Origin of the sequence: Fibrobacter sp. UBA7003, assembly GCA_002449765.1 — a bacterium.
Lineage (GTDB): Bacteria > Fibrobacterota > Fibrobacteria > Fibrobacterales > Fibrobacteraceae > Fibrobacter.
On the sequence record DJXN01000003.1, the window covers coordinates 1 to 25241 of the forward strand.

A 25241-nucleotide genomic window follows, 5' to 3' on the forward strand; every position below is an offset into this window, starting at 1 on the left:
GCCTTGGCCTTCTTCACTGCGGCGATGCTATCCTGCTGGGCTTTCTTAGCGGCAGCGGCAGCCTTCTTTTCTTCGGCAGCTTTCTTCTTGGCTTCAGCGGCTTCAGCCTTCTTCTTTTCTGCTTCTGCCTTCTTGGCTTCGGCAGCAGCCTTCTTGGCAGCAGCGACGCTATCGGCCTTGGCCTTCTTCACTGCGGCGATGCTATCCTGCTGGGCTTTCTTCGCGGCAGCGGCAGCCTTCTTTTCTTCTTCAGCTTTCTTCTTAGCTTCAGCAGCTTCTGCCTTCTTCTTTTCTGCTTCTGCCTTCTTGGCTTCGGCAGCAGCCTTCTTGGCGGCGGCGACGCTGTCGGCCTTGGCCTTCTTCACGGCGGCGATGCTATCCTGCTGGGCTTTCTTCGCAGCAGCAGCGGCCTTCTTCTCTTCAGCGGCCTTCTTCTTGGCTTCAGCGGCTTCTGCCTTCTTCTTGGCCTCTTCTGCCTTCTTGGCTTCGGCAGCAGCCTTCTTGGCGGCGGCGACGCTGTCGGCCTTGGCCTTCTTCACGGCGGCGATGCTATCCTGCTGAGCCTTCTTTGCGGCAGCGGCAGCCTTCTTCTCTTCGGCAGCTTTCTTCTTGGCTTCAGCGGCTTCTGCCTTCTTCTTTTCTGCTTCTGCCTTCTTGGCTTCGGCAGCAGCCTTCTTGGCGGCGGCGACGCTGTCGGCCTTGGCCTTCTTCACGGCGGCGATGCTATCCTGCTGGGCTTTCTTAGCGGCAGCAGCGGCAACGAGAGCAGCGGCTTCGGCAGCCTTCACCTTCTCGATGGAGTCGGCCTTGGCTTGAGCAGCGGCAATACTATCGGCAGTAGCCTGGGCGGCAGCGGCACTATCAGCAGCGGCCTTCGCAGCAGCACTATCGGCAGTAGCCTGAGCGGCAGCGGCGCTATCCACGACAGCAGCGTTGCTATCAACAACTGCGGAATCAGCAACAGCGGCAGAATCGACAGCCGCGCTATCAACAGCAGTAGTATCAACAACAGAAGAATCTGCGACTACGGCAGCAGGGGCTTCCGGAGCAGGCTGTTCCACGACCTTAGTCACTGCGGCAGGCTCTGCGACCTTATCAGCAGCCTTCGGCGCCGGCGTACCAAAGAAGTTCACATGGGCGAGGAAAATCATCATTCCCCAAGAGAGAACCAGACCGACCAGTCCCATGACAACACCCGTAATCGCCATACCGCGCGTATCCGTATAGCCCGTCGCATGCGCAAGGGCGTTAGGCGGAGTCGAAATCGGGAGGCTCATGCCGAGAGAGCTAGCAAACGCAACGGAAACGAGGAGAGCGGTCACGCCACCGAGGCCAACGAGGTTGTCTTGGCAAGCGATGCCCACAGCACAAAGAATCGGGACCAAAAGCGTAGCCGTAGAGGTATGGCTCATGAAGTTCGCCATGAACAAGCAAATGATACCGCAGCCGACCATGAGAGCAAGCGGAGACCAGCTTGCAAACGGGATCGTCTTGATAAGGTGAGCGGCAAGGCCAGTCGCATTGAGGCCAACCCCCAGGGCAAAACCACCAGCCACGAGCCAGAGCACGTCCCAGCTCATCGCATTCAAATCCTTCTTGGTAATCACGCCGGTAAGGGCAAACACGGCCATCGGGATCATCGCAATCGCGTTATCGTTAATACCGTGAACGTTCTTGCCCGTCACCCACAAAAGCACACACACGACAAAGGTAATGTAAACAATGATAGCCTTGGGGCTCGTATCGAACTTGCCGGCACCTTCAATATTCAGGACCATCTGCTTCATCTTGATCGGGTAAATCTTCACGAGCAGGAGCCAAGCAACCACCATCAAAATAATCACGTACGGAATACCGAAAGCCATCCACTGGCCGAAGGTCACCGGGTTCGCGACAAGGTCACCACGGGCAACGGCATCGTTCAGGGCACCAAGGGCGATGGCGTTAGGAGGCGTGCCGATCGGGGTACCCATACCACCGATGTTGGCACCGAGCGGAATAGCAAGGGCAAAAGCAGCCTTACCGCGATCGTCTTCGTCAAAGAGCTTGAGCACCGGGGCGAGGATGGCAAGCATCATGGCTGCGGTAGCGGTATTGCTCATGAACATCGAGAACACAGCCGTAATGAGCATGAGGCCGAGGAGCACGAACTTCGGGTTCTTGCCGAAGGGCTTCAGGAGCACGCGGGCCAGGTTCAAGTCCATCTTGTACTTGGTGGCGGCGGCAGCAAGGAAGAACCCACCCAGGAAGAGCATGATGATGGGGTTTGCAAAGGTCGCCATGATGGACTTGTGGCTAATCATCGTCACACCGTCCACGCGGAACGGGGCGAGCGACGAATCGGACATCGTGACAATCATGAGCACGATGACAAGCATCGAGGTGGACCAGATCGGGAACGGTTGCAGGATCCAGAAAAGAGCGGCCATGACGAAAACGCCGATGACGCGGATTTCGAGCGGGTTCAGGGGTCCCATGGGGCTTGCTGCATCGAATCCGAGGGATTCGTAGGGCAAGAAGAGAGCGGCGATAGCAAGTATCGACGCAATGATGAATTTGATGAATTTAGCCTTTGTCATAGTGCGCCCAAATTTAGAAAAATAGGGCAATGGTGGCAAATACGGAGGCCAACGGAAAAGCCCGCCTAGGCAGGCGGGCCTTAATGCTGTTTTTTTTGCGCTTTGGGCCTATTTCACCATGATTCGGCCGGCCTTCATCTGGCTACCCGCACGCACGCGGAGCATGTAGAGGCCCGGTTTCGGAGCATCGAGGACCAGCTGGTTCACACCGGCAAGCGTCGTCGCGCTGCGGCTAGAAACCACCTTGCCGCCCATATCGAGGATATCGACAACCGTACGGCTACCCGCGAGGCCATCGCTAGCCTCGAAGGTGACTCCCACATTCGCGCCCGACTTCACGTAGCGGAGCCCATCGATGTTGAAGCTTGCGACCACCTTCGCAGCCGGAGCCACGCGGACCGTCGCCTTCTTCGCAAAGGCCCCCAGCTCCACGCGCAGGGTTTCACCCCCGTGCATTTCCGTCGTCTTGCCGTCGACCGTCACGAATACCTTGAGGCCGACCTCGCGCAGGGATTCGACACCCTTGAACGAGAGCTCGCCCACGCGGTCGGAGGTCGCGCTGAGTTCCACGGACCATTCCAGTTCGTCGGCCGGAGCCCTCACGGATGTCGCGAGCATACGTTCGCCATCCACAATGGAGAGGTTCACGTGGTCGCCCATGCCTGCAGGCGGCTCCTTCGCGACAAACGGCCTTGTCGATGCACCGAGGATGTTCCAGGAATCCACTTTTCCCTTCTTGTCGGAGAGTATAGCCTGGAGTCTCCAGTCCCTGTTGCTTGTGGCCTTCGCAAGGAAGCGCTTGCTGAGCGGGGATTCGAGAGAATCCAGCCCGGAAGTATCCCTGGAGGTAAAATCAGGTTTCACAGGCAGCACCCATTCCATGGAATGGTGGACTTCGGCCCAGACAGCTTCGTAAGGCTTGATAACGACCGCCGGTTCATACCGTCCGGCATCGGGATTCCAGCGCCAGAAGTTCACCTCGGACTTCTCTGCAGCATCGAGGGTCTCGTTTGGCCTGTCGCCATAGACGTTCAGGTTAAAGCCGTAGGGGTTCGCAACCAGGTTCCAGCCGCTGTTGATGCTGTCGAGGTTCCAGACAACGTTGTCCATCACACTCTCATCGGTTGCAGGCTTGAGCACAAGCGGGCGGCCTTCGAGAGAGCTATACCAATAACCACGGGTCGGTTCGATTTCGTCTTCCGGAGAGTATTCCCTATACTGCCAGAAATCGCCCATGGCCGAGGATTCGTCCCACCAGTAGAACTTGGCATCGTCATCGTCCCACTTCATGGCCTCCTTGTCGAGGTTCACGAGCGAAATCATCTGCCAGCCATCTTCGGCGACGGCGGCAATCTCAGCCTTCACCTCGAAGCGCTCCGACGTTTCGACCGTGTCCTTCGAATCGTAGAGCAACGCCGTCAGCACATACTTGTCGGCGGAGAGCGGGAACATCTGCCAGACTCCGCTGTAGGGCGGAACGATGGAATCGACAATGACCGTATCGGCCACGGATTCGCCAGCCTCCGTTTCAAGAATGACGCGCGCCGACACCTTGCGGGTCACCTCGAACTCGCTGGTCGCAAAGGCGAACTGGACCGCGTTACCCGCCTGCGTAACCACGGGCTTCACGAATTCGATATCCGTGCGGTTCGCCTTGCCAAAGTAAGCCACCAGCGAAGCTTCGGCAAGATTGAACGGCAGGACACCACCTTCAAACGTCGCAAGGCGTTCGTCACCACCGAGACGCACCATCACAAGGGAATCCAGCACAAAGCTCGAATCCGGTACGGACTCTACGCGGAGCATGTTGCCGTTCACGGTCTTCGGCAGGATAATCGTATTGTCCTTCGCGAATTCATGTTCGATTTCGCGCTGTTCCGCAATTTCTACAAGCTTGACCGTTCCGTTTGCGCTCTGGAGAGCCACGCGGTTATACATGTCGTCACAGGCTTCTCCGGAACCCCATACGGCATAGAGGTCGTAGGCATCCGTCTTTTCGAGGGAGAGCAGGGCATCGGCAAGTTCGCTAGAGAATTCCGTATAGGCCTCCCCTTCGCCCTTGCTGTCAAGGCTCCAGCCCACCATGCAGGCACTTGCCGTGTAGAGGTAGGCAGGCAGCGGAATCGAGACCGTGCTGTCGTCAAGCTTATACGAGGCAGAGTTCTTCCAGTCGCTGCCGTAGAAGAGGACATCCTTGTCGCGGTTCGCATGGAAGACGACGTCGAAGGTTTCCCCTTCCGTCGGAATCGCAAGCGTCACGTCCTCGGCCACGGTGAGTTCACCATCGGCAAGAGAAGTCAGGAGACCGCTGATGTCATCCACCACATAGAGCGAATCGGTAGAGCCCGAGAAACCCGCCTTGAGCGTGTAGGCCGCCTTGAACTTCAGGCCTCCCTGCACGACCGGCACCACGAGGCCCGAATCGGCCACGGTGAACGACACCGTAGTATCCTCGACATCCTGGGTGAGCACGAGGCTTCCCACGTTCGTATTCGCAAACGACACCGTGTAGGTTTCGACTTCGGCCGGTTCCCACACCGCATAGAGCGTGCGCACCTCGTTGGAGGCGCTTACGTCGCGTACCAGGTCGGAGGTAAGGTCGAACGAGCCTTCCGAAGCATCGGAGTCGAAGGACCATCCCACGAGTTTCGCATCGGCACGGTAGATGTTGTTCGGGAGCGCCACCGATTCATCGTCAAGAGTCTTCTCGTCCGAACTGAACCAGCCATCACCATAGAACACGTTCGCATCGCCACCGTTCACATCGTAAGTGAACCTGTACGGGATGGCAGCGACAGACGCACCAAGCGAAAGGCTCTGTTCCTGGCCCATGACCAGGGAGCCGCCGTTCGCCGTAGAGCCAAGGACCTCGCCCGTAGCGTCGGACTTCGTAATGGCAGATTCGGAATCGACGCGGTAACCCGGTATCACCTCGTAGGTCACGTTGAAAGTGATGCCCTTCTCGCTGCGCGGGATTTCGATACCGGCCGCCGTCACTTCGATCGGGTCCATCGTCATGTCGTTCACCGTCTGGCTGATAAAGAACGAACCAGTCCTGTCGCCCTCGCTCTTCACAAGTTCCTTGTCAACCGTCGCATACTCGTCCCACACCGCATAGAGTGTGTCTACCGGCAAGCCAAGCACACGGGCGTTGCGGAGATCAACCACGAAATCTTCGTCGTAGCGTTCATAATACTTGGAACCGTTGCGCGAGAAAGCCCAACCAAGGAGTTCGGCATCCGTGCGGAGCAGGCCCCTCGGGAAATCCGTCTCGCCATCGAGCGCAAAGAATCCCTTGTTGTTCCAGCCGTTCTCGTAGAACACGCGGGCCCTAGTATTTTCGACAAACACGAACTGGGCGCCGTCGCTTTCGACCGGGATTTCAAGAATCTTGTCGGCATTCACGTTCAGCACGCCGTTCACGAGCGATTCCAAACGGGTCCCTTCGGCATCGACCACGTAGAGGCTGCTGCCGTTCGCGAAGTAGCCCGAATTGAGCGTCACACCCGTATTGAACAGGAGGCCTTCGCTCACAGCAGGAACCACAAGCCCGTCATTTCCGATTTCGAAGTTCGTCTGTATGCCATCCGCGGACTGCGAAACGCTGACCTTGCCGGCATTGGCATTATACAGGGACACCGTGTAAGTTTCCTGATTATCGTCCGTGACCCACACGCCATAGAGTGTAGTGCGCTGCGTCGCAGAGAGATCCTTGGCGAGTTCCTCGTCGAACGCCGTATAGACGTCCGCATCGTCCGTCTTTTCGATAGACCAGCCGACCAGTTTGTAGCCCACGCGATAGACCTGCATCGGGAAGGCGCGAGCGTCCTCGCCCTGCGTCACATCAAATTCGCCGGAAGAACGCCAGGAGCTGCCGAAGAACTTTTCCGGGGATTCGACATTCACGTCGAACGCGATTTCGTAGGAAGACAGTTTGGCAGGCGCCTTCACGACCGTGTTGTCCGCCAGTGTCAGCCGATTATTCACAAGGGCAGCAAGGCTGTTGCCGTTTGCATCCACCGTGTAGAAGTAGCTGTTCGCGACCATCGAGTAGCCCGGATTCGCGACAAACTCGACCGTAAAGGCGACATCGCCCTTGCCGAGCGGAAGCGTGACCGCCTCGTCCGTGATTTCTGTGCTATTGACGATTTCGCCGTCCGCATCGCGCTGCACGAGAGAGAGCGAGCCCATCTCGGGAGCGTACTGGGCGACCGTCACGTTGTTCGTCGTAGCGCAGGTTCCCCAAACGGCATAGAGCGTTCCCGTGTAGCTCGGGATTTCGGCAACCGCCTCGACAAACGCAGCGTCAAACTCATGGAACAGCGTTTCGCCTTCGACAGGAGCCTCCGTCGCGCGCCAGCCCGTAAGACATGCATCCGTGCGGTAGAAGTCCGTCGGGAAAGCCTTCGGTTCGGCCACCTTGTAGGTGTATGCCGGAGCCGCGCCATCGGCGGGAGTCCCGTAGTAGACCGGAGCACCGCCCGCATTCACGTTGAACGTAATCGTGTATTCGCTTTCGGCAAGCCCGAGCGCCTTGATAGAGACCGTCTGGTTAACCATCAAAGCGCCATCTTCAAGTTCACCGAGCGAAACGCCATTGGCATCGAGAACCGCGAGGTTCGCATCCGCGTCATAGGCATAACCCGTAGCAGGAGCAAACGAGGCCACGAATTCGAGCCCGTCACCAACCGCCGGGACCGAGAGACCGTCGCCCACCTCAAACGCGCGCGTTCCCTGTGCAAGCGTCAGCACGCCCTTGCCCTTGTCGGCAGAAGTGACCGTATAGACCGTCTGCTGGCAGTTTGCATCCCAAACCGCATAGAGCGTGGACGTTCCGGCATCCTCGTAAGCCAAGGCGACATCGGCATCGAACATCGTGAAGCCCGTCGTCGCCGTCTCGTTGAAGCTCCAGCCCACGAAGCAGGCATCGGCACGGTAGAGGTTTGCAGGCAAGGTCCTTGCCGCCTCGTCGTCCGACACCTTGACGGAAACGCTGGCCAAGGGTTCTCCCATATAGAACACATTCGCGCCATTCGCATTTTCGTCCAGGGCTAGTTCGTAGCTCACGGCATTGACTGCAGCCGAGACGACAGCGTCTTCGGTCATGTACCAGGGCTGCGGTTCAGCAGTCATTTCCACCTCGGCTTCGTCTCCCACCTTATAAGAAGGATTGACCGTATTGTCGAGGGCATAGCCGGTCGCGGGGACCACGCGGAGTCCGGAGAAGTAAACGAACTCGCCCAGATATTCGGTATTGCCATTTATGTCAACAGCGCGGGTCGTCACCTTCGGAATCGAGACTCCCTCGTCTCCGACAACCGCCGCCACCCTGGTTTCGCCTTCCACATCCTGCAAGAGTTCGACCGTGGCCTTGCCCTGCAATTCGTCGGAGAGCGTTACCGTGACATTCTGGATCGGGGATTCGCAAGCGGCATCGTCGTCACTCCACACTGCATAGAGGTCGATGTCGCCATCGATTTCGCGCATCTCGAGTTCACCGATGAAGTCCGCATCCAGCGTCCTATACACAAGTCCGTCGGCAGAATTCACATCGAACGTCCAGCCCGCAAGGCACTTGTCGGTGCGATACACGCTTTCGCTCAGCGTATCGCCCACGCCGTATGTAGCGCTTGCAGCCCAGTGTTCGCCATAGAACACGGGAGCATCGCCAGCATTTTCGTGGTAGGCGACAGTGTAATCATTGCGAGAAAGTCCAGTCACGGAAATGATGATATTATCGTCGAACAAGGTTTCTGCGCCACCCGCAACGGTCGGCATAGAATGCACGGTCTGGTCAGCATCAGATTCATTCACATAAGAAATCGTGTAGTCCCCGTCAAGGGTTACACCCGGCTTCACCTTGACTTCGGCACGGGTGAAGTAGATGTTGTCTCCAACATACGAGGTGTGGCCGCCGTCATACCCCATCGGTCCCTGAGGAATCTGTACACCTGTCGCACCAATTGTAATGGATTCTACTTCTACCCCATCCACTTCCTGGTAAAGCGTAATGGAGGCAATATCAGAAATTTCCGGATCCAGCGTGAGATTCAGCATACCCATACGGCAGTCAGGATCACTTTCATTCCATGGCAGGTAAAGGACATCGGCTTCAAGCCCTGCCGCAATACGCTGCGCACGCGCAGTCAAGAAGGCTTCGTCAACCCAGAAATAAGCACCATTATTTGGAGAGTTTTCCCAATCCGGGTCAAAACTCCATCCAGTCATTTCGCTCAAGCAGGCATCGGAGCGGAAGGCAAAACGTGCCGGGAGGGAATCGCCGAAGACATACGTTCCGCCGGCATCCCAGTGTTCACCATACAGGACCGTAGCCTCACCGCCATTAGCAGCAGTGGTAAAGTGGTACTGGATCTTGGTTGTCTTGACACCGACATTGTAATTTCTGCTTCCAAGTGCCTCACCTATTCTAAACACGCCGTCAGTCGCAGCGATATACGTCATCTGCTCGCCATTCTCGTCTTCGACCACCTTGACATCGGGAGCTTCGGCATCAACTTCAAAACCAATGCACGGCAAAACGGAAAGTTCTACATCATAGCCGCTCGGGTTGAAGGCGATTTTCCAATCATCACTAAAATGGCCACTATACTCGTTCTTTATACTATTTCCGACTTCCTTATGTGTAAACACGGCATTGCCCAAGCGTTGTGTTACGACAAGGGTATCGAGCCAACGAACAGCGTCTTCTTCAGATGTGGACAAATCTCCGTAGTAGGCAACCGTAAACGTATTGACCAAGTTCGGCACCCTACAAGCGCCATCATATTCCACCCAGCTCGCATAGAGTTTAGTCGGGGTGGCGGCATCATGGCTAAAGAGGTCGAGATTCGACACGGACACTTCTTTAAAGAGCACATTCACATCGGGCTGGGCTCCATTCGGGTCATTCGTGGACCAACCGGCGAAGCACTTGTCGGTGCGGAAGGGAATCCACATCGGGGCATCGGAACCGTCGGCACCAATCTGGAGAGAACCGCTGGCCACGGCATCGGCAGGGATCCACACGTTCGAGGAATCCTCTTCACCGAGAGAGAGATCATAAGTTACGTACACCGGCTTGTACTGTTCAAACTTCACGTGCCAAGCCTGCGGTTCCATGATATTCAGTTCTGTACTATCCTGTGCAAGGACCGTCACAGAATTCCCATTGAACATGACATCATAGCTAAGCGTATTCAGCACGTAACCTTCAGCGGGAACTGCAACCACGGTAAGTTTCACACCGGCCTCGGTTCCGTTCTTATCAAAAACCTTCGGAATAGAGAGTGTCATCGGAGCTTCATCTCCCGCCCTGACGAAGACATGCTTTACTATCGTCTGTTCCGGATCGCTATCTTCGACCGGCTCTGCGCCGATTTTCTGGATAAAGTAAACGTCACCCTCGCCCTCGACATCAAGCATCAACTGGTATGATCCGGAACATTCGTTTGCGACAACATGTTCGGCATCCAGTTCAAGCGTGTTCACGACAGGGTTTCCGGCATCATTGCCGATAACCGCCATAAACGGAAGTTCGTTCACGACATCCGTATTTGTGCGGGATTCGACTTCTCTACCAGCAACCTTCCATGCAATGCGACAACCATTCCCATCGTACACGGCAGGAGCATGAACCGTTTCCGCAGTCACACCATCGGCACTTTCGAGCCAATCCATCTGGTAATTACCATCCGCGGACTTGTTTCCCACAAACAGACCCAAATCCGGGTCCGGACGCAAGAAGGCCACATTGTAGGCTAGCTGGGTATAGCGCACCTTGAAAATCATAGAACCCATCGCATGGGGCTGGATATTCAAAGTACCCGATGTCGCATCCGCTGCGACATAGTTCCAGTTTACCGGTTCCGCATTCGTTTGAGGAATGCCATTAAAATTCCGACTGAATGTAAAGTCAGATATCGCCATCGTGTAACCCGGATCCGGGCGAACCGAGACATCGAATGTAAGCGTGTCATCTTGGGATGGTACGTAAATAATGTGCCTTACAAAGTTTTCTTCCGTTTCGTAATCTTCGGCACGCTGAACGACCGGTTCGGAAGCGTGTTCAAAACTCCAGTGAACATTTTCAGCGTCGTTATCGTACGACTGTGAGAGAACGACGCTTCCATGGTATTCCGAACCGTCACCATATATACAGGCATTTTCTTCGTCAAGAGCACATACATGAATTTCATCAGCAACTTCCGTGTAGTTGCTACTTCCCGACATAGGCATGGGTTCCACATAATTTGCATAGAGGGTAATCGAGGCGTTTTCGTCTTCATTTGCGGCTGGCACATAATGCTCATTTCCTTCGAACAAGCCAACAAGCTTGGAATCGAAATCGCGCGAACCACCTTCATAAGCATCGCCATTCTTCACGCTCCAGTTGTGCTTGCCGTAAAAGACATTAGTCCGGTAATAATCATTCATTTCAAAGTCATCCCCGTAAGTGGGGCGACTATACACAGGCGGGAACATATACTTGCCGTCTTCATAGGACATCACACCTGAAGAGCGCACTCCACGGCCAAGATAGACGTCATTTCCAATTGCGTCGAGATTAAACTTGACATTGTAACTCAACACGGAGAAATCAACCAGGACCGCAGGGTTATCTGACCCAGTGATTTCGAGTTTACTCGTCTCTTCATTGTACATGGGGGGCGTCACGCTGGTGACCTTGAATCCCGGAGTAACCTCGTATGTAAAATCAAACGGATAGACATTATTTGCATAGTTATAATACCTGACACCCCTTCCATATTTAGTGGGGTTAGCCTCGACCACAACTTCACCGGAAGGCACCTGAATGCGAACAGGATTCCCGTTCAAAGAAAAGTCCTGCGAAAGGGTGAAATTTATCGGATACTCATAGCATTTCGCACCATGCTGCTCACAGCTACCAATCACAACGGCGTTTGCCATCCACGTATTACGCTGCTTTTCCCATACAGGGTAAAGTTGCATAGTCTGCGGATTACCCGGATTTTCAGGATTGGTAACAAGCAAGCCGGCATCTGCCGCTGCAGTAATCAGGTTTGCAGTTAGACTTGTAAAAGCGACACTACCATTATTTATCTGACTTGAAGTAAAGCAACCTTCTTCGTCCATTACACAATTAGCCTTGCTTTCATCTAGCGTCCACCCAGCAATATTTATATAGTCGAAGCCATCATCAACACCATAGAACAAAGGAAAGGCAGAATTTTCTTCAAGATCCAGCGTGTTCTCAGGATTGTTATACCCCGTCTTAAACAACGTATAAATATCATCATCCAATTCGAAATGATTATCGGTCAAATTGAAATGGAACACAATATTGTAGGGCTTTGCGACATAATTGGGCACAATCGAGAAAGATTCCTTCCAGAAACTTTCACTTTCGTTCCGAGCCTTCGCAATCTTCACATTAGTAAGGTCAACTTCGTCTTCGCCCGGCGTAAGGCCAGCAACAGTCCAAGTCTTGGATTTGCAAGGACTCTGTTCAACAACCAATTCCTCCCACGGAGCGACACTTTTGCTTTCGGACTCGACAACAGGCAAAGGTTCAATGACGTCGCAGCGATCCTCACCCGGGTTTGTCACGGTGAAGGACACTGTGTAGGACTCTATCGCATAACCCACCTTGTCCCCGAATCTCGGGACAAAAGAAGATCCGTAGGGTGCCACCGCGTTCTGTTCCGGTACCGCCACCGAAGTTATCAGCGTCTTTTCCCCAGAAGCATTGAGACCATAAACATCCACATTCAAATCCGACATCGTGGGATTTTCAATGTCAAAGGAGGGGATTGCTCCGCCAGACTGGTAACTTAAGACAATCTTTTCCACATCCGCATTGTCGAATACGTTCGCAATGACATCATAGAACGAAACAAACTTGGAGAAGTCGCCGTTGAATCCGGAAACTTCCACATTTCCCCCACTGGCATCCTGGAACGAAACACTCATGGAGAGCGGTCCAACATCGGCAAGAGCAAACACATGGGGCAACAGCGCCGTATAGGATTCCTCGCTATTGTCCACCTGATTTATCTTAGGTGAGACAAACACGAAAGAGATATCCGGAACATCGTCTAAATCGTTGCACACAGTGGTCTCGCCCACCACGCAGTACTGGTAAACCACATCGAATGTTCTGGACTGCCTTGTCTGGAGCAGGATGGTTTCCACTGCATCCGTAAATATTGTATTTGCGGTGAGTTGGAATGGACTCGCCAGCCCTTCTCCTTCTAGATAAGGAACATATCCATTTTCTGACAAGGCATCCAAAACGGCAGAAACGCTATCCACGAAAGCCCTGTTTGCACGCCCATCGACATCCGTATAGCCCGTAAGGCCTTCAAGCTGAGTCGACACTACAGGTGGATTCTCCCCTACATTTACGTCCGTTAGAATCGACTTTAGACCCATTACATTTTTCTGTTCCTGGCTGAGGGACGCCCCCGCGGCCGCATCCATAATGGCAAAGGGCAACAGGTAGTTCGGCTTTTCGAGAGGAGTCGCTATTGCGGGAAGGTTTCCACTCGACTGTGTCCAGGTGGGCACGCCACTACTCTTGTCCTGCATATAGTTCATGGCAGCAGCAAGCATCGGGGACTTCATATCCGCATCACTTGCGATACCATTTGCAACCCGCCCGAAGGTACCGCTACTCAAATCAGCGGCAAAGATGTCCATGTAAGAAGCATCGACAGGGCCGCCCGACACGTCGTAATAGTAGAAGCCAACAGAGCCGTCGTCCGTGAGCCCCTCCGAGGCGTTGCGGACGTTCGCCTGGAACACATCGCTACCCGTTTTCCAGTCCGCAGCAGAAATATTGCCAAGACCCGAAGCAACGGCATCCGTTCCGTAGTGGTAGTTGCCCACGACCGAAGCCGCCTGACTCATCACATCGATATAGCCACCGATGTAACCGACACTCGCGTTAGCCGCATCAATCCCCGTATAAGAAATTCCGCCGTTGGAGTAGTTGCCATAGACGGTAAAGTTTTCTACGGAATTGTAGCCGAAAATGGGACCCATGTACAGCGTTCCCTGCGAAGAGGCTCCCATGTTAGTAAACGTGAAGTCGCTCTCAATGGCGTTGCCGCTTATCGTAAGCGAATTTCCGCCTTCCACATGGCCGAACAAGCCGCCAATTTCGACATTGCCGTTCATGATGTCCATAGTTGCCCCTATGTAGCCAGACATCGTCACATTGGTTGCCGACATGGCCACATAGCTGTTGTTCGAAATGCTACCGGCGATACCGCCGACCTGTTTTCCACCCGCAACATTTGCAGAAACATTGATATACTCAAAGCTATTGAGCAGGACCCGTTGAGTATTTCCCGCAACGAAATTCCCCACACCAAGTATGCCGCCCGCAGCCGATGCGCCCGTAATGGCATTAGCCCCCGCAAGGGTATCGTTTGTGGCAGAAAGCGTTCCATAGGCACCATCCCGCATATAGCCAATGGCACCGCCCGCGATATTACCCGTAACCGTTATGTTTTCCAATTTGGTATTGGACACGCCCGCACCAGGAAGTCCACCGGCAATGCCGCCGACACTCGATTCACCAGCGCCCGAAACCACTATTCCGGAAACCAAGGATTGATTGACTCCTGCATTGGGGCAGTTTTCCGCCCACACGTCATAAGCAAAATAAACGTAGCCCACAAAGCCGCCACGATAAGAAACGCCCGTTCCCGTATAGGAGGCATCATCGGCAATGACCGTTGCCCCCGCCGAAGTCGCACGAACGGTATCATTGGAGAAGAGCATATTTATCCCGTTACCATTCGTATAGCCCAGGAATCCACCCGCAGCAGAAACGCCCACACCCTGCATTGCCGCGACATTCAAACCATAGACCTTGGTATCGACGACGCTCGAATTGGAAATAGACAACGTTCCATTATAGGGAGTATATGTTCCCGCAAAGGCACCCACCTGGGTACCTGCCACATAGGAATTGGTTACATGGACATTGGTAAACGAGGCATCAGACTGGGAAACCTCGCCCGTCACAATACCGGCAACGCTACCCTGTTCCACATTATTCACCACAACACGGGCATTGTCAAAGGTAACATTGCTGACTGTCTTTACGTTTTGCAGGAATCCGAAAGCAGACTCCAGTCCCCCCGCATTTTCATAACAAAGACCGCTAATGGTATTATTCTGACCGTCGAAAACGCCTTCCGACTCGGCAAATGCAATCGGATGGAAATTCGGCATCACGCACTTGCTATTGGCAGCATCGTAGCCGCCAAAATTGAGGGGACCGCCAAGTTTCAGCGTAAAGCCCGCGGCCCCGCCGTTTTCTTCAAGAATATCCACCACTCCCTTTTCCGGTTCCACCATTTCGCAAACTTCCGTTTCCTCTTCTTCGTCCCATTCACAAACTTCTTCACCATCATCCCAAGCGGTGCCGAGATACCAGCATCTGAAGTCCGCCTCACCCTCATTCGGATTTTCTTGCACCCCCTGCGAAATCTCACAAATATTTCCATTGCATTCCAAATGGAAATAAGTTCCATTACTGAGACAGCCGTTTTCATCGAAGGTAATGACGTTTGGGTTTGCAAACTTGGGAGTTATCGTTACCGGCTGATTGGGCATGACAAATGTAGCCGTATTGCCGTTTACATTTGTCGTTATAGCCAGCCCATCATCATCGCCCACGACAGTCACGCCCCTAAAAAGTGCGCCTTCCTCCGGAATTGCCGTCAAGGTAACCGTCGTACCGAGAATCGCTTCCGTCACGTCACTTTCCATAGATCCCATCGTCACCGTTGCTATCGATACTGGATGCGAGGTACCGAAGGTTGGAGATATCGACACATCCTTTGCCGGCATCACAAACGTCACCGTAGTTTCATTTTCCACAATTCCGTCGATAGACTCAATGACATTACCATCGGCATCTTCTATCAGAGCCCCGATCAAAAAATAGTCTGCATCCGGAGTCAGAGTTAACGTGACGGTAGTCCCAACAATGGCCGTATTCACATCGCTAACGACATTTCCGCCAGGTCCCTGGACAACCTGCACCGCATAAGGCGTGTTTTTGCTAACTAGATTCATGGTCAAATTTAGGCCATCCCTAGTAACGCCCCCATCCGAGCTAAGACCTAGCGTAATCGAACTACGGGAACCCATAATGTCAATATTTTCACTTTCGCCACTGTTGTTCCAAAGCTCCACACCATCGGCATCCCCGTCCCACACATGGAAGTAATCCCAACCATTTTCCGTATTCACGCTACCCGTCACCTGCAACACATAACCGACAGGAGCCGTTATCTGGAGATTACCCGAAGCATTATCGCTATAGGAACCCGCAGTTCCGCCATCGTCATAAACGTTGAACGAGGTCAGGCCGTTCGTTATGTCGGCATCGGTGATGGTCAGCTGGTTTGTCCCCGTCACGGGCAGGTTTACGTAGAAGCCGCCGTTACCGTCGCTGGTAAGCGAGACCTCATCAGCCCAAGAAGCGGCAACTGCAAACAGCACCGTCAAGGCGCAAAGGAAAAAAGCATGAATCTTTGTCTTCATAGATTCCTCTCTAAAATCTTACATTCGCAATACAACGAACCGAGGGCCTTGGACGGTCCTCAAGAATTTGTGCAAAATTTAGTTAATCCGTAAATTTATTACAAGATTCTTACACAAGATATTCCGCAAAGCGCTCTCATACAAACGAATCTCTTTTGCTTGTATTGGCAAGGAAGAGTGAGTTACACGACAATTTCTTATTCTACGCATGTTTTGCGTAGAATAAATCGTATTCGCCACTCGTCAACACAAATATGATTATCAAAATATAACGGTTACAGGCGCCGTAATCATCAGTTTCACAAGCAAAAAAAAGCTCAACTTTCCAATTCTTTCCGCCCATTGCTTACTCCCCACCACCCACTAATTAACTATCTTTTGCCCCGTATTTTATTGTACAGTAAAACAAGGGATTTATCCCACAAGGAAACACTATGAAAAAGATCAAGTTCCAGGATACCTCGTTCCGCGATGGTTTCCAGTCTATTTTCGGTGCCCGTGTCTTCGCGAAGGACTTCATGCCCGCCGTCGAAGCTGCCTGCAAGGCCGGCATCACCCACTTTGAAGCTGGTGGTGGCGCCCGTTTCCAGGCCCTTTACCAGAACTGCGGCGAAGACGCCTTCGACATGATGGACGAATTCCGTCGCGTCGTGGGCCCGAACGTCCGCCTGCAGACCCTCGCCCGCGGTATCAACGTGGTGGCCCTCGCCCCGCAGCCGCGCGACATGATCAAGCTCCATGCCGACATGTTCAAGAAGCACGGCATGACCCGCATCCGTAACTTTGACGCCCTCAACGACGTGAACAACCTCATCTACTCCGGCAAGTGCATCACCGACGCCGGTCTGGAACACGAAGTCGTCGTGACCATGATGGAACTGCCTCCGGGATGCGACCTCAACGCCGCCCACAACCCGGAATTCTACGAACGCATCCTCCGCAACATCCTGGACGCGGGCGTTCCGTTCGCATCTGTGTGCTTCAAGGACGCTTCCGGTACCACGAACCCGACCAAGGTTTACGAGACCTTCAAGCGCGCCCGTAAGCTCCTCGGCGACAAGGTCGAACTCCGCATCCACAGCCATGACACCTGCGGTACCGGTGTGGCCCAGTACAAGGCCGCTATCGAAGGTGGCGCCGATGGCGTCGACCTCGGCCGCAAGCCGCTCTCCGGCGGTACGGCTCAGCCCGACCTGTTCTCCATGTTCCACGCCCTCAAGGGCACGGAATACAAGCTCGCCCTCGGTGAAGACAGCATCGTCGACGACCACATTCCGGAACTCATGGAAGCAAACAACGTCGCCGTTGAATGCCTCAAGGACTACAACTTCCCGCCCGAAGCACGCCAGATTACGACCGACGTGATCTTCAGCCCCATGCCGGGTGGCGCTCTTACCGCCAACACCCTCATGATGCGCGAAACCAAGACCTTCCACCTGTTCCCGAAGGTTATCGAGAACATGAGTGAATGCGTCCGCCGCGGTGGCTTTGCCTCTTCTGTGACGCCTGTTTCCCAGTTCTACTTCCAGCAGGCCTACATGAACACCCTGAACCAGGCCGCAGGCCGCGGTACGTGGTTCAAGATGACGGAAGGCTACGGCAAGATGCTCCTCGGTTACCAGGGCAAGACCCCGTGCGAACCGGATCCGGAGCTCGTGAAGATTGCCGCCGACCAGTTCAACATGAAGCCGTTCAAGGAAGCCTATCCGGGCATCCAGTGCGCCGAAGAAATCCTCGAACCGGGCATCCCGGCTGCGAAGAAACTCCTCGAAGAAAATGGCCTGCCGGTTACCGACGAGACCATCTTCATCACGGGCTGCCTCCAGACGAAGGCCGGCAACAAGGGTATCGAGTTCCTCAAGGGCAACCGCCACATTGGCGTGCCGAAGAAGGACCCGAACGCCGCTCCGGCAGTGGACACCAAGAACATGAAGGCCGGTGCCGCAAGCACCTACCGCATTGCCCTTGGCAACCAGAGCTGGGACGTGCAGGTCAGCACGCTCAAGTAAGTCTTATAGACAAATTAAAGGAAGCTCCGTTGCGCGGGGCTTCTTTTTGTTATAGCGAAGAATTATGGTTACGCCCTATTAGAAAGGCTCGCACAAAGGAATCCTTGCATTGCATTTTTTGCCCTCCGCATAATCATAGTGAACTTGATTGTATTCACCTTTCACTTTCAGGCAACTATTGCTGTCAACAACCTGTATATTTAAAGTTCCATTGGGTGTAAGTTCAAAAAAGCTACTATCTTGGAAAGATACTCTAATAGCTGATGAGGAAATACTTTTTTGTGGATTTGGAAGCCTCCCGATGATATTATCGTCGTTACAGTCTTCGAATATATCTAAAGCCATGTGATAGTGAATTACTCTTTTGAATGTTCGTCTAGATAACGATAATTCATAAATACCATCATCATCAACAATAAATAATTCCCCTGCAAAGCGATTCATTATAGGATGTAAAATCATTCCATAATCAATCATTTTTCTAAGCCGGTCTCCGCCGTCCATTTTTTTCAATACATCACGTCTGTTTTTTATCAAATCCGCTTCTGATTGATATACAGTAAAGTCATAATAGAAATCTACAATGCTATCCACTTCATATAAAGATGAATCTGGTAATTTGATAAAAAAAAGCACATCAGGATAGTTGGAACGATACAGGAGAGCGTGATACCCATCGTCGAAAAGTTCTGCGTAGGTGACGGTCGTGTCCCTGCTTTTGAATGCTTCGGTAATTTTACCACACCATGTATTAACGTTCAATTTATCGAAGCCCCTACATATTTGAGCGGCACCATTCGAAAAAGTAATATACGGCAATGAGTCGTGGCCGATATAGTAATAGTAGTTTTTATTGTCTTGACCATATATCCACCAGTCACCGGAGCCCTCGTTCATCTGGTTCACATCAAATTGGAAGATATTCGATTCTTTTGGAATGATGTAATTAGGCTCAATCAAGAGCATCCAACAGTTTAAAAGAGCATTCGAGAAGGCCATCAACAACACGACAAGACACAACGGCACAAGCAGAAGAAGGATTTTGGGGAATTTAGTCATTTGGAATCTGGTCCTATGCGTGATTCAATCTACTCTACTATAATTCCATATTTCTTTTTCAATTTTAAACGTGCTTCTTTTGAAATCTTATAGGATGGCAACTTTGTAACAGCAAATTCAAAAGCCTGTTTTGCATTTGTCACCGCGCAAGATAATGGAACGAAAAAGGGTTTTGAATTTACGATAGTATAAAATGTAAGTCCGAATTTTACTACAGTAAAAGGCAAATCTACATCCATTACATCATTCCAAGATATATGAATTTTATTTTCATATAAAGCAAAAGAAAAAAAACAAATCTTTCTTAAAACCGTTATTCCTGAACCATCAAAAATTAGACGATAATTCGGATAATAACCAAAAAGAAACACACAAAATATAAGAATACATAAAATAACCATTCCTATCTGTTGCATTGAAAAAATAGGTAACGGAGGAACAATCATTAAATAAAGGAATGGAAAGAGAACTAAACCTAATAAAGTTCCTATTGTTATATATATTACCACACTTGACTTACACACAACCTGCATTTATTCTATCCCATTTATATTAAAGAAAGCCATAATCAAACGTTATTTAATATCCAATATAATATTTTATGATTCTTTTTTAACTTGCGGTATTTGTCTGCAAGTCGTCTAAAACTTTCTCTAGCGTCAGGATCCATTTTTTCACACGAAACATTTTCGTCTATGAATATTATAAGATTCAAAAAGTTTGCATACGCAAAAAATGGTATTCCCGAAGGATTTTTTGGATAAACATATATTCGATAAAAAGGAAGTATACCATCAACTTGAATTCCTTCATAGCGCCAAGGCTCAAAAAAATGCTTTTGAGAACAGACTATTCGATGTCCAAACTTTAAACCTCTGTGAACGCCCTCTTTCGTAAAAGAAAAACAAATAAATTGGGAAAAAAGAGAAAAAAATGTTAGTAAGTAAAAAGCAAAATTGGGCAACCAGTTAATATAGGGAAACCAAAATTCGGTTTGCATTTGTTCAAAATCACCCTTATATCCCAATTTATGAATCAGCGATACAATAAATTCTGTTTGCACTTCTTCCCCCAAACCGCCGTTAGAAAAAATTTCATGTATACACAATATGCCGAGGCAACCAAAAAAAATTTTCCATATAATGCGCAGTTTTATTGCAATACTATTATTCATAAAATCCCTTACTTCACCTAAAGTATTCATCATATTTAGAACCTGCCATACTAGATGCTGCACAACCAAAGAGTACAAACAACGGAATAGATATAAACCAGGGTAATGCAAAGGCCCCAATAATCAAACCTACTGCAGTTCCAACCCCGACGGTTAAGAGGTCTCTACCCCATGGATTATTTTGAGTTACCCTGTTGACCGTCAGTTCTATTGCAGCCGATGTAATGGGAATGGCTTGTTTTCTCTGTAAAGAAACGTTGGACATAAAGTTAATATAAGATTATTTTTTCGGTATCGGCATCGTGAGAATGGTGACCTTTCCTTTTTTTTCATTATAAGAATAGTTTACCCCAAGAACAATAATATTATTTTTTATAACGGCCAAACGTTCTTTATCAAAAGATGGAATTTTTTCATTTTGCCAATTTTTTCCGCCATCAACACTATAGTACAAATAATGAAACCAACGACCGGCTCCCACCCTAAATTTAAATATTCCGGCCATTAGAGAATCTTTAACATAAAAATCAGATGGATTTAAAGCATCAGAAAGCCATATATGTCTCTTGTAAGGAATAGTACTAAAAATATGAAATCCGTCTCTGTTTCTATGCAAAATACGAACTTCATATGTAGATGAGGCGTATTCGTCATATCCACAAACAATCCAATTTTTTTCTTTTTGCGCATATACCGCGTCGGTACTGCAAAGGTTGTTCAGATAGTATTTTTTTCTCTTTTCCAGCAAAAAATTCGGACTCTTCAAAAAAGAATCAAGTTTGTTTACATAAATTTCTCCAATTTTTCCTTCTATCATTCCCATTCCCCAATAGTTCCATTTATCAGAATCATCGCTGAAGAGAATATTTTCATTCAAACTTGTATTTGTCATTTTCCAAGTTTTACCGTCATCTAAAGACAGCAACAAGATTGGCTTTTTTTCTTTAAACCCATATATTGTAATTGTTTTTTCATTGTATCTTATTGTATCTTGAATAAACTCCTGTAATTCGTCAAATGTACGAGTTTCTTTTTGAAAAAGGCTTGAAAATTCTTCCTTTCGCCATCTATCGTCTAATTCAAACAACTTTGTTAAACCCAAAAGAAATAAAGGACAAAGAAGAACTACTCCTATAGGAATTGTGGCTATCACAAGTATTTTTTTTCTTAATTTATTCATGTAGACTACTTTAAATTTCTAGATTATCCATTGTATAAATTATTCACTTCCCAAATGTTGTAAATTTATTATAAAAAAACACAATTATTCTCCATTTCAAAATAGCAATAAAAAGTTTTAACGTTTTAGTTGTTGTAAAATAGAGTTTTGCAGAAAAACATCATTCTCGAAAACATGTTCCGTCTAATTTCAAAGAATTCCATCATATCATCTACACCTTGGCCTAAACAGCCGCCACTTATAAATATAACCTATTCTGCCCGGAAAATTTTTTCAAGTACGCATTATGACTACTTCGCTTCTTGTCTGCAATAAAAGACACGCAATATAACGACTTTCTGCATGTCATGATTGACATGATAAAGCAGACGATAATTCCCGACGGGCATTGCGCGCACTTCACGCAAAATCCAAGGTTCATCTTGGCATAAGGCAAAGGCGTCGGGAAAATCGGATAACGTGTTTACCGATTCCTGAAATTTTGCCATTAGATTCTTGGCAGCGACAGGCGAACAAAGCGCTATGCTGATATAGTCAAAGATTTGATCGATGTCTGCCTGCGCAGCGGAAGAAAAATGGACTTCAAAATTCATACCTTATATTTCTTCTTGACGTCGGAAAGAACCATCGCGGCAGGGCGGGTGCGGCCTTTCAGCATATCGTTGTAACCCTTCTCGAGTTCCGCATCGAAACGTTCCTTTGACCATTTGGCGGAGTTTTCGGGAGCCTTGGGCAGTTTTACGTCGAAGGGAATCCCCTGTTGCAGAATAATCTGCTTATAGAACATGTTGATGGCACTGGAAACGGATATGCCGAGGGTTTCCAGAACACTTTCAGCCTGTTCCTTGACATCAGGCTCAATGCGAGCATATAAATTTGCAGTCTTGTTCATATTTTTAATATACATATTTGTCCGCACAAATGCAATACATTTTTAAACTTCCCATAAATCGAGCCAAAAGCGCAAGATTATTCACGACATAACCCATCTCTTGACTATGAAACAACATGAAAATAGATTTGAAGCGTGATGATAAAACCAACATCGACCATTGATAGGATTACGGCAGACTCGAAGCAGAAAAGAGCCGTCTTGAAACTCCAGGAGGCTCTCGCCGATGGAGAACGTTCCGCCGAACAGGGCGGTTGGCTTTCTGCAGCCAATGTGCGGAAGAAAATACACTCCGCATTTTGAACCGTTGAAAGGACTACTTGAAAGCTCTGGAATTGTAGACAAGGTTTCGTCTTTCAGCGAGAACTTTGTTGAACTTCTTTAACTAAGCGCAACCAAAAAAGAAAGAAACCAATCTTTCGATTGGTTTCTTTCGTACCCCCAAGCGGTTTCGAACCGCTGTTGCGGGAATGAAAATCCCGAGTCCTGGGCCACTAGACGATAGGGGCGTCTTATGTAGGGCCAAATATAGTTAATCGGGCGATTTTGTAAAGGGGGCCGAACGACATTTTTTGTATTTTTTTTCGGTGAACATCAAAAAAAGGCTAAAAAAGTCCCTTTTGCGCGGGATTTTGCAGTATTTGCCGCTCGCTTTCATGGCAAGCCTCGCCGACGCGGGGCTCCTGTGGGGCATCCGCTCGTTCATGGGGCTGCTCGAGGGCAGTTCGCCGTTTACCCTCTGGGAATGGGCAGGCCTGATGGCCCTTCTCGCCGCACTCCGCCTGGTGTTCATGTTCGCGAAGGCCCGCAATTCCGAGACATTCCTGTTCAATACCGGGAAAAACGTCACCGAGTGGTTCCTCGGGCGCATCCGCATGCTTTCGCCCCGGCTTTTCCACGACGGTTCGGGCGACGCGAAGGTAGAGGCCGCCTACGAGGCGACGCTCTCGCTCCAGAGCAACGCCGGGGCGTATTTCCAGCTGGTGCAAGCGCTTTTGCAGCTTGCCATCTTCTTGCCGGTGCTCCTGTACATCTCGTGGCCGCTCACGCTATTCCTGTTTGCGGCGGTGGTGCCGTTTGTCGCCTGGATGCAGCGCAGGCTCCACGCGCTCGGCCCGCAAGAAGAATCGCTCCTGTACGCGCGGTCGAACTTTAGGCTTTCGCTGAATACCGCCCGCAGGCTATACCGCAACTGGAGCGGCAATGCCGAAATCGAGCACCTCGCCCGCGAGGTTTCGGAAGAGGCAGGGTCGCTCAACCGCAAGGGGCTCGACGCGAGCATCCGCAAGAACGCGCTTTCAATCGCGATGGAGACGCTCTCGGTGGTGGCGATGGTCGCGGTTCTCGCATTCTGTGCGATGCTTATCGCCCGCGGGTGGATGGACGGCACGGGGCTCGTGCTGTTCTGCTCGGCGCTGTTGCTCTGCTACAAGCCGGTGAAGGAATGCGCCCGCGCCGTGCCGCAGTTCCGGGCCGCGGCGAGCGCCTGCGACGTGCTGGAGGAATTCGAGGGGTTGCCGATGCGGACGGCGTGTGAACAGGATGCGCGCGGTCTGGAGACGGGTTCGAGATTGCCACGCCTCTCCGAGGCTCGCAATGACGACAGCATTGTAATCGCGCACGGGAACTTCACTTACGAGGGGTGCGACACGCCGGTCTATCGCGACTTCGGGATTACTTTGTCCAGAGAGAAGCCCGTACTCTTGCGCGGGCAGAACGGCATCGGGAAATCGACCCTATTGCGCCTGCTCGCAGGCCTCGAGGAGTGGGACGCCGCGGCACCCGAAAACGTATTCTTTATCCCGCAGGACCTGGAACTCCCGCCCCGCCGCCTGCTTGTTGACCTGCTCGCCAGCCGCGAGGGCGAACCCGCACGCCTTATCGGGGAATTTGCCAAAGTGGCAGGTACCGACCGCCTGCTCGAAAAGCAGGGCCTTTCAGGCGGGGAACGTTCCCGCATCGCCCTCCTGTGGGCACTCGCAAGCGACTCGCCCACCGTCCTCCTCGACGAACCGATGGCCGCCATCGCGCTCGACGACCGCGAACGCATTCTCCTCGCATTCCTCGATACCGCAGCCGCCCTCGGCAAGTGGGTCATCATGGCGAGCCACGACCCGTTCAGCGCTACGGCGCAGTCCCGCTTCAACGTAGTGGAGATGGAACGTGCGAAAGGCTAGCGAAATTCTCTACCGCTTCCGCGGCTATATCCTCGCGCTGGGCGCCGTGGCGCTCCTCGCCTGCCCCGCAGCGTCCTTCCCGCAAGTATCTTTGGATGCCCTTGCCCTAAATGGCGGCGGCACGACATGCATACCCTACATCGGCGCGCTTATCTTTTACGTCCTGGGCATCGCGCTCCGCATCAGGGCCCGCCAGTTTATAGGCCAGCACACGCGCGGCTCCACGCACGAGGCCACCACTCTAGTTACCACAGGGCCCTACGCCCACATGCGCCACCCGCTGTACACGTCGAACACCTACATCGCGCTGGGTGCAATCTTTTTCCAACTTGGCGTGAGCGGATTCTTCTACGTTTTCATTATAGCGATAGCCCTCTTCGAATACGCGCTCGCCCGCGCCGAAGACCGCTTCCTCGAAGAAAAGTTCGGCGACACCTGGCGCGCCTGGGCCCAAAGAACACCGATGACCACCGCGAATATCGAGGCGCTTTTCTGCCGCAACTCCGGCGACAGCCCCGCGCGCACCGTTTTACAGGCATTCCGCGCCGATACCTCCACATGGTTCTGGTTCGTATTTTTTAATTTGATAATGGTTCTACTCAAAATCTACACGGCCTGAGATAAAC

12 protein-coding genes, 1 tRNA gene and 1 pseudogene are annotated in these 25241 nt (G+C 51.4%); 4 read left to right on the plus strand and 10 right to left on the minus strand.

Features of this window, described 5'->3' with window-relative positions:
• Positions 1-1130: 1130 nt before the first annotated feature.
• Together B2952_RS14150 and B2952_RS02290 are read right to left on the minus strand one after the other, a co-directional pair.
• Positions 1131-2579: pseudogene (locus B2952_RS14150) on the minus strand (SLC13 family permease); the annotation flags it as partial.
• A gap of 108 nt (positions 2580-2687) precedes the next feature.
• Complete coding sequence (locus B2952_RS02290) at positions 2688-16124, minus strand: InlB B-repeat-containing protein (RefSeq protein ID WP_290735092.1); 13437 nt, start codon at positions 16122-16124, stop codon at positions 2688-2690.
• A gap of 434 nt (positions 16125-16558) precedes the next feature.
• Here B2952_RS02290 and B2952_RS02295 point away from each other — a divergent pair, with 434 nt between their 5' ends.
• Entirely contained in the window at positions 16559-18133 is a 1575-nt protein-coding gene (locus tag B2952_RS02295) for a biotin attachment protein (protein ID WP_097034922.1), read from the plus strand.
• A gap of 78 nt (positions 18134-18211) precedes the next feature.
• Here the strand turns inward: B2952_RS02295 and B2952_RS02300 are convergent, their stop codons facing one another.
• From B2952_RS02300 to B2952_RS02330, 7 genes are all read right to left on the minus strand, one after another.
• Positions 18212-19192, minus strand: a complete 981-nt coding sequence (locus tag B2952_RS02300; RefSeq protein WP_290735097.1) for a hypothetical protein — start codon at positions 19190-19192, stop codon at positions 18212-18214.
• A 29-nt stretch (positions 19193-19221) separates the two neighbouring features.
• Positions 19222-19608 carry a hypothetical protein gene (locus B2952_RS02305; RefSeq protein WP_290781486.1) on the minus strand — a complete coding sequence of 129 codons (387 nt, stop codon included), beginning with the start codon at positions 19606-19608 and terminating at the stop codon, positions 19222-19224.
• A 152-nt stretch (positions 19609-19760) separates the two neighbouring features.
• A complete protein-coding gene (locus B2952_RS02310) occupies positions 19761-20399 on the minus strand; it encodes a hypothetical protein (RefSeq protein ID WP_290735101.1) in 639 nt (212 codons plus the stop codon).
• Positions 20380-20631: a hypothetical protein gene (locus B2952_RS02315; RefSeq protein WP_290735104.1), complete on the minus strand. Its 252-nt coding sequence runs from the start codon at positions 20629-20631 to the stop codon at positions 20380-20382. Before B2952_RS02315 ends, B2952_RS02310 begins: the two co-directional genes overlap by 20 nt.
• A gap of 15 nt (positions 20632-20646) precedes the next feature.
• Positions 20647-21546, minus strand: a complete 900-nt coding sequence (locus B2952_RS02320) for an enterotoxin domain protein (RefSeq protein WP_290735106.1) — start codon at positions 21544-21546, stop codon at positions 20647-20649.
• A gap of 290 nt (positions 21547-21836) precedes the next feature.
• Complete coding sequence (locus B2952_RS02325) at positions 21837-22139, minus strand: type II toxin-antitoxin system RelE/ParE family toxin (RefSeq protein WP_290735108.1); 303 nt, start codon at positions 22137-22139, stop codon at positions 21837-21839.
• Entirely contained in the window at positions 22136-22438 is a 303-nt protein-coding gene (locus tag B2952_RS02330) for a type II toxin-antitoxin system RelB/DinJ family antitoxin (protein WP_173474096.1), read from the minus strand. Before B2952_RS02330 ends, B2952_RS02325 begins: the two co-directional genes overlap by 4 nt.
• A 138-nt stretch (positions 22439-22576) precedes the next feature.
• On the opposite strand from B2952_RS02330, the gene B2952_RS02335 reads away from it, so the two are divergent.
• Positions 22577-22741 carry a hypothetical protein gene (locus tag B2952_RS02335; RefSeq protein ID WP_290735115.1) on the plus strand — a complete coding sequence of 55 codons (165 nt, stop codon included), beginning with the start codon at positions 22577-22579 and terminating at the stop codon, positions 22739-22741.
• 133 nt (positions 22742-22874) lie between these two features.
• Here the strand turns inward: B2952_RS02335 and B2952_RS02340 are convergent.
• Positions 22875-22947, minus strand: a tRNA-Glu gene (locus B2952_RS02340).
• A gap of 78 nt (positions 22948-23025) precedes the next feature.
• Here B2952_RS02340 and B2952_RS02345 point away from each other — a divergent pair.
• Positions 23026-24615: an ABC transporter ATP-binding protein gene (locus B2952_RS02345; protein WP_290735118.1), complete on the plus strand. Its 1590-nt coding sequence runs from the start codon at positions 23026-23028 to the stop codon at positions 24613-24615.
• Complete coding sequence (locus B2952_RS02350; protein ID WP_290735121.1) at positions 24602-25234, plus strand: methyltransferase family protein; 633 nt, start codon at positions 24602-24604, stop codon at positions 25232-25234. The genes B2952_RS02345 and B2952_RS02350 overlap by 14 nt, the downstream gene beginning before the upstream one ends.
• The last annotated feature ends 7 nt before the right edge of the window (positions 25235-25241 follow it).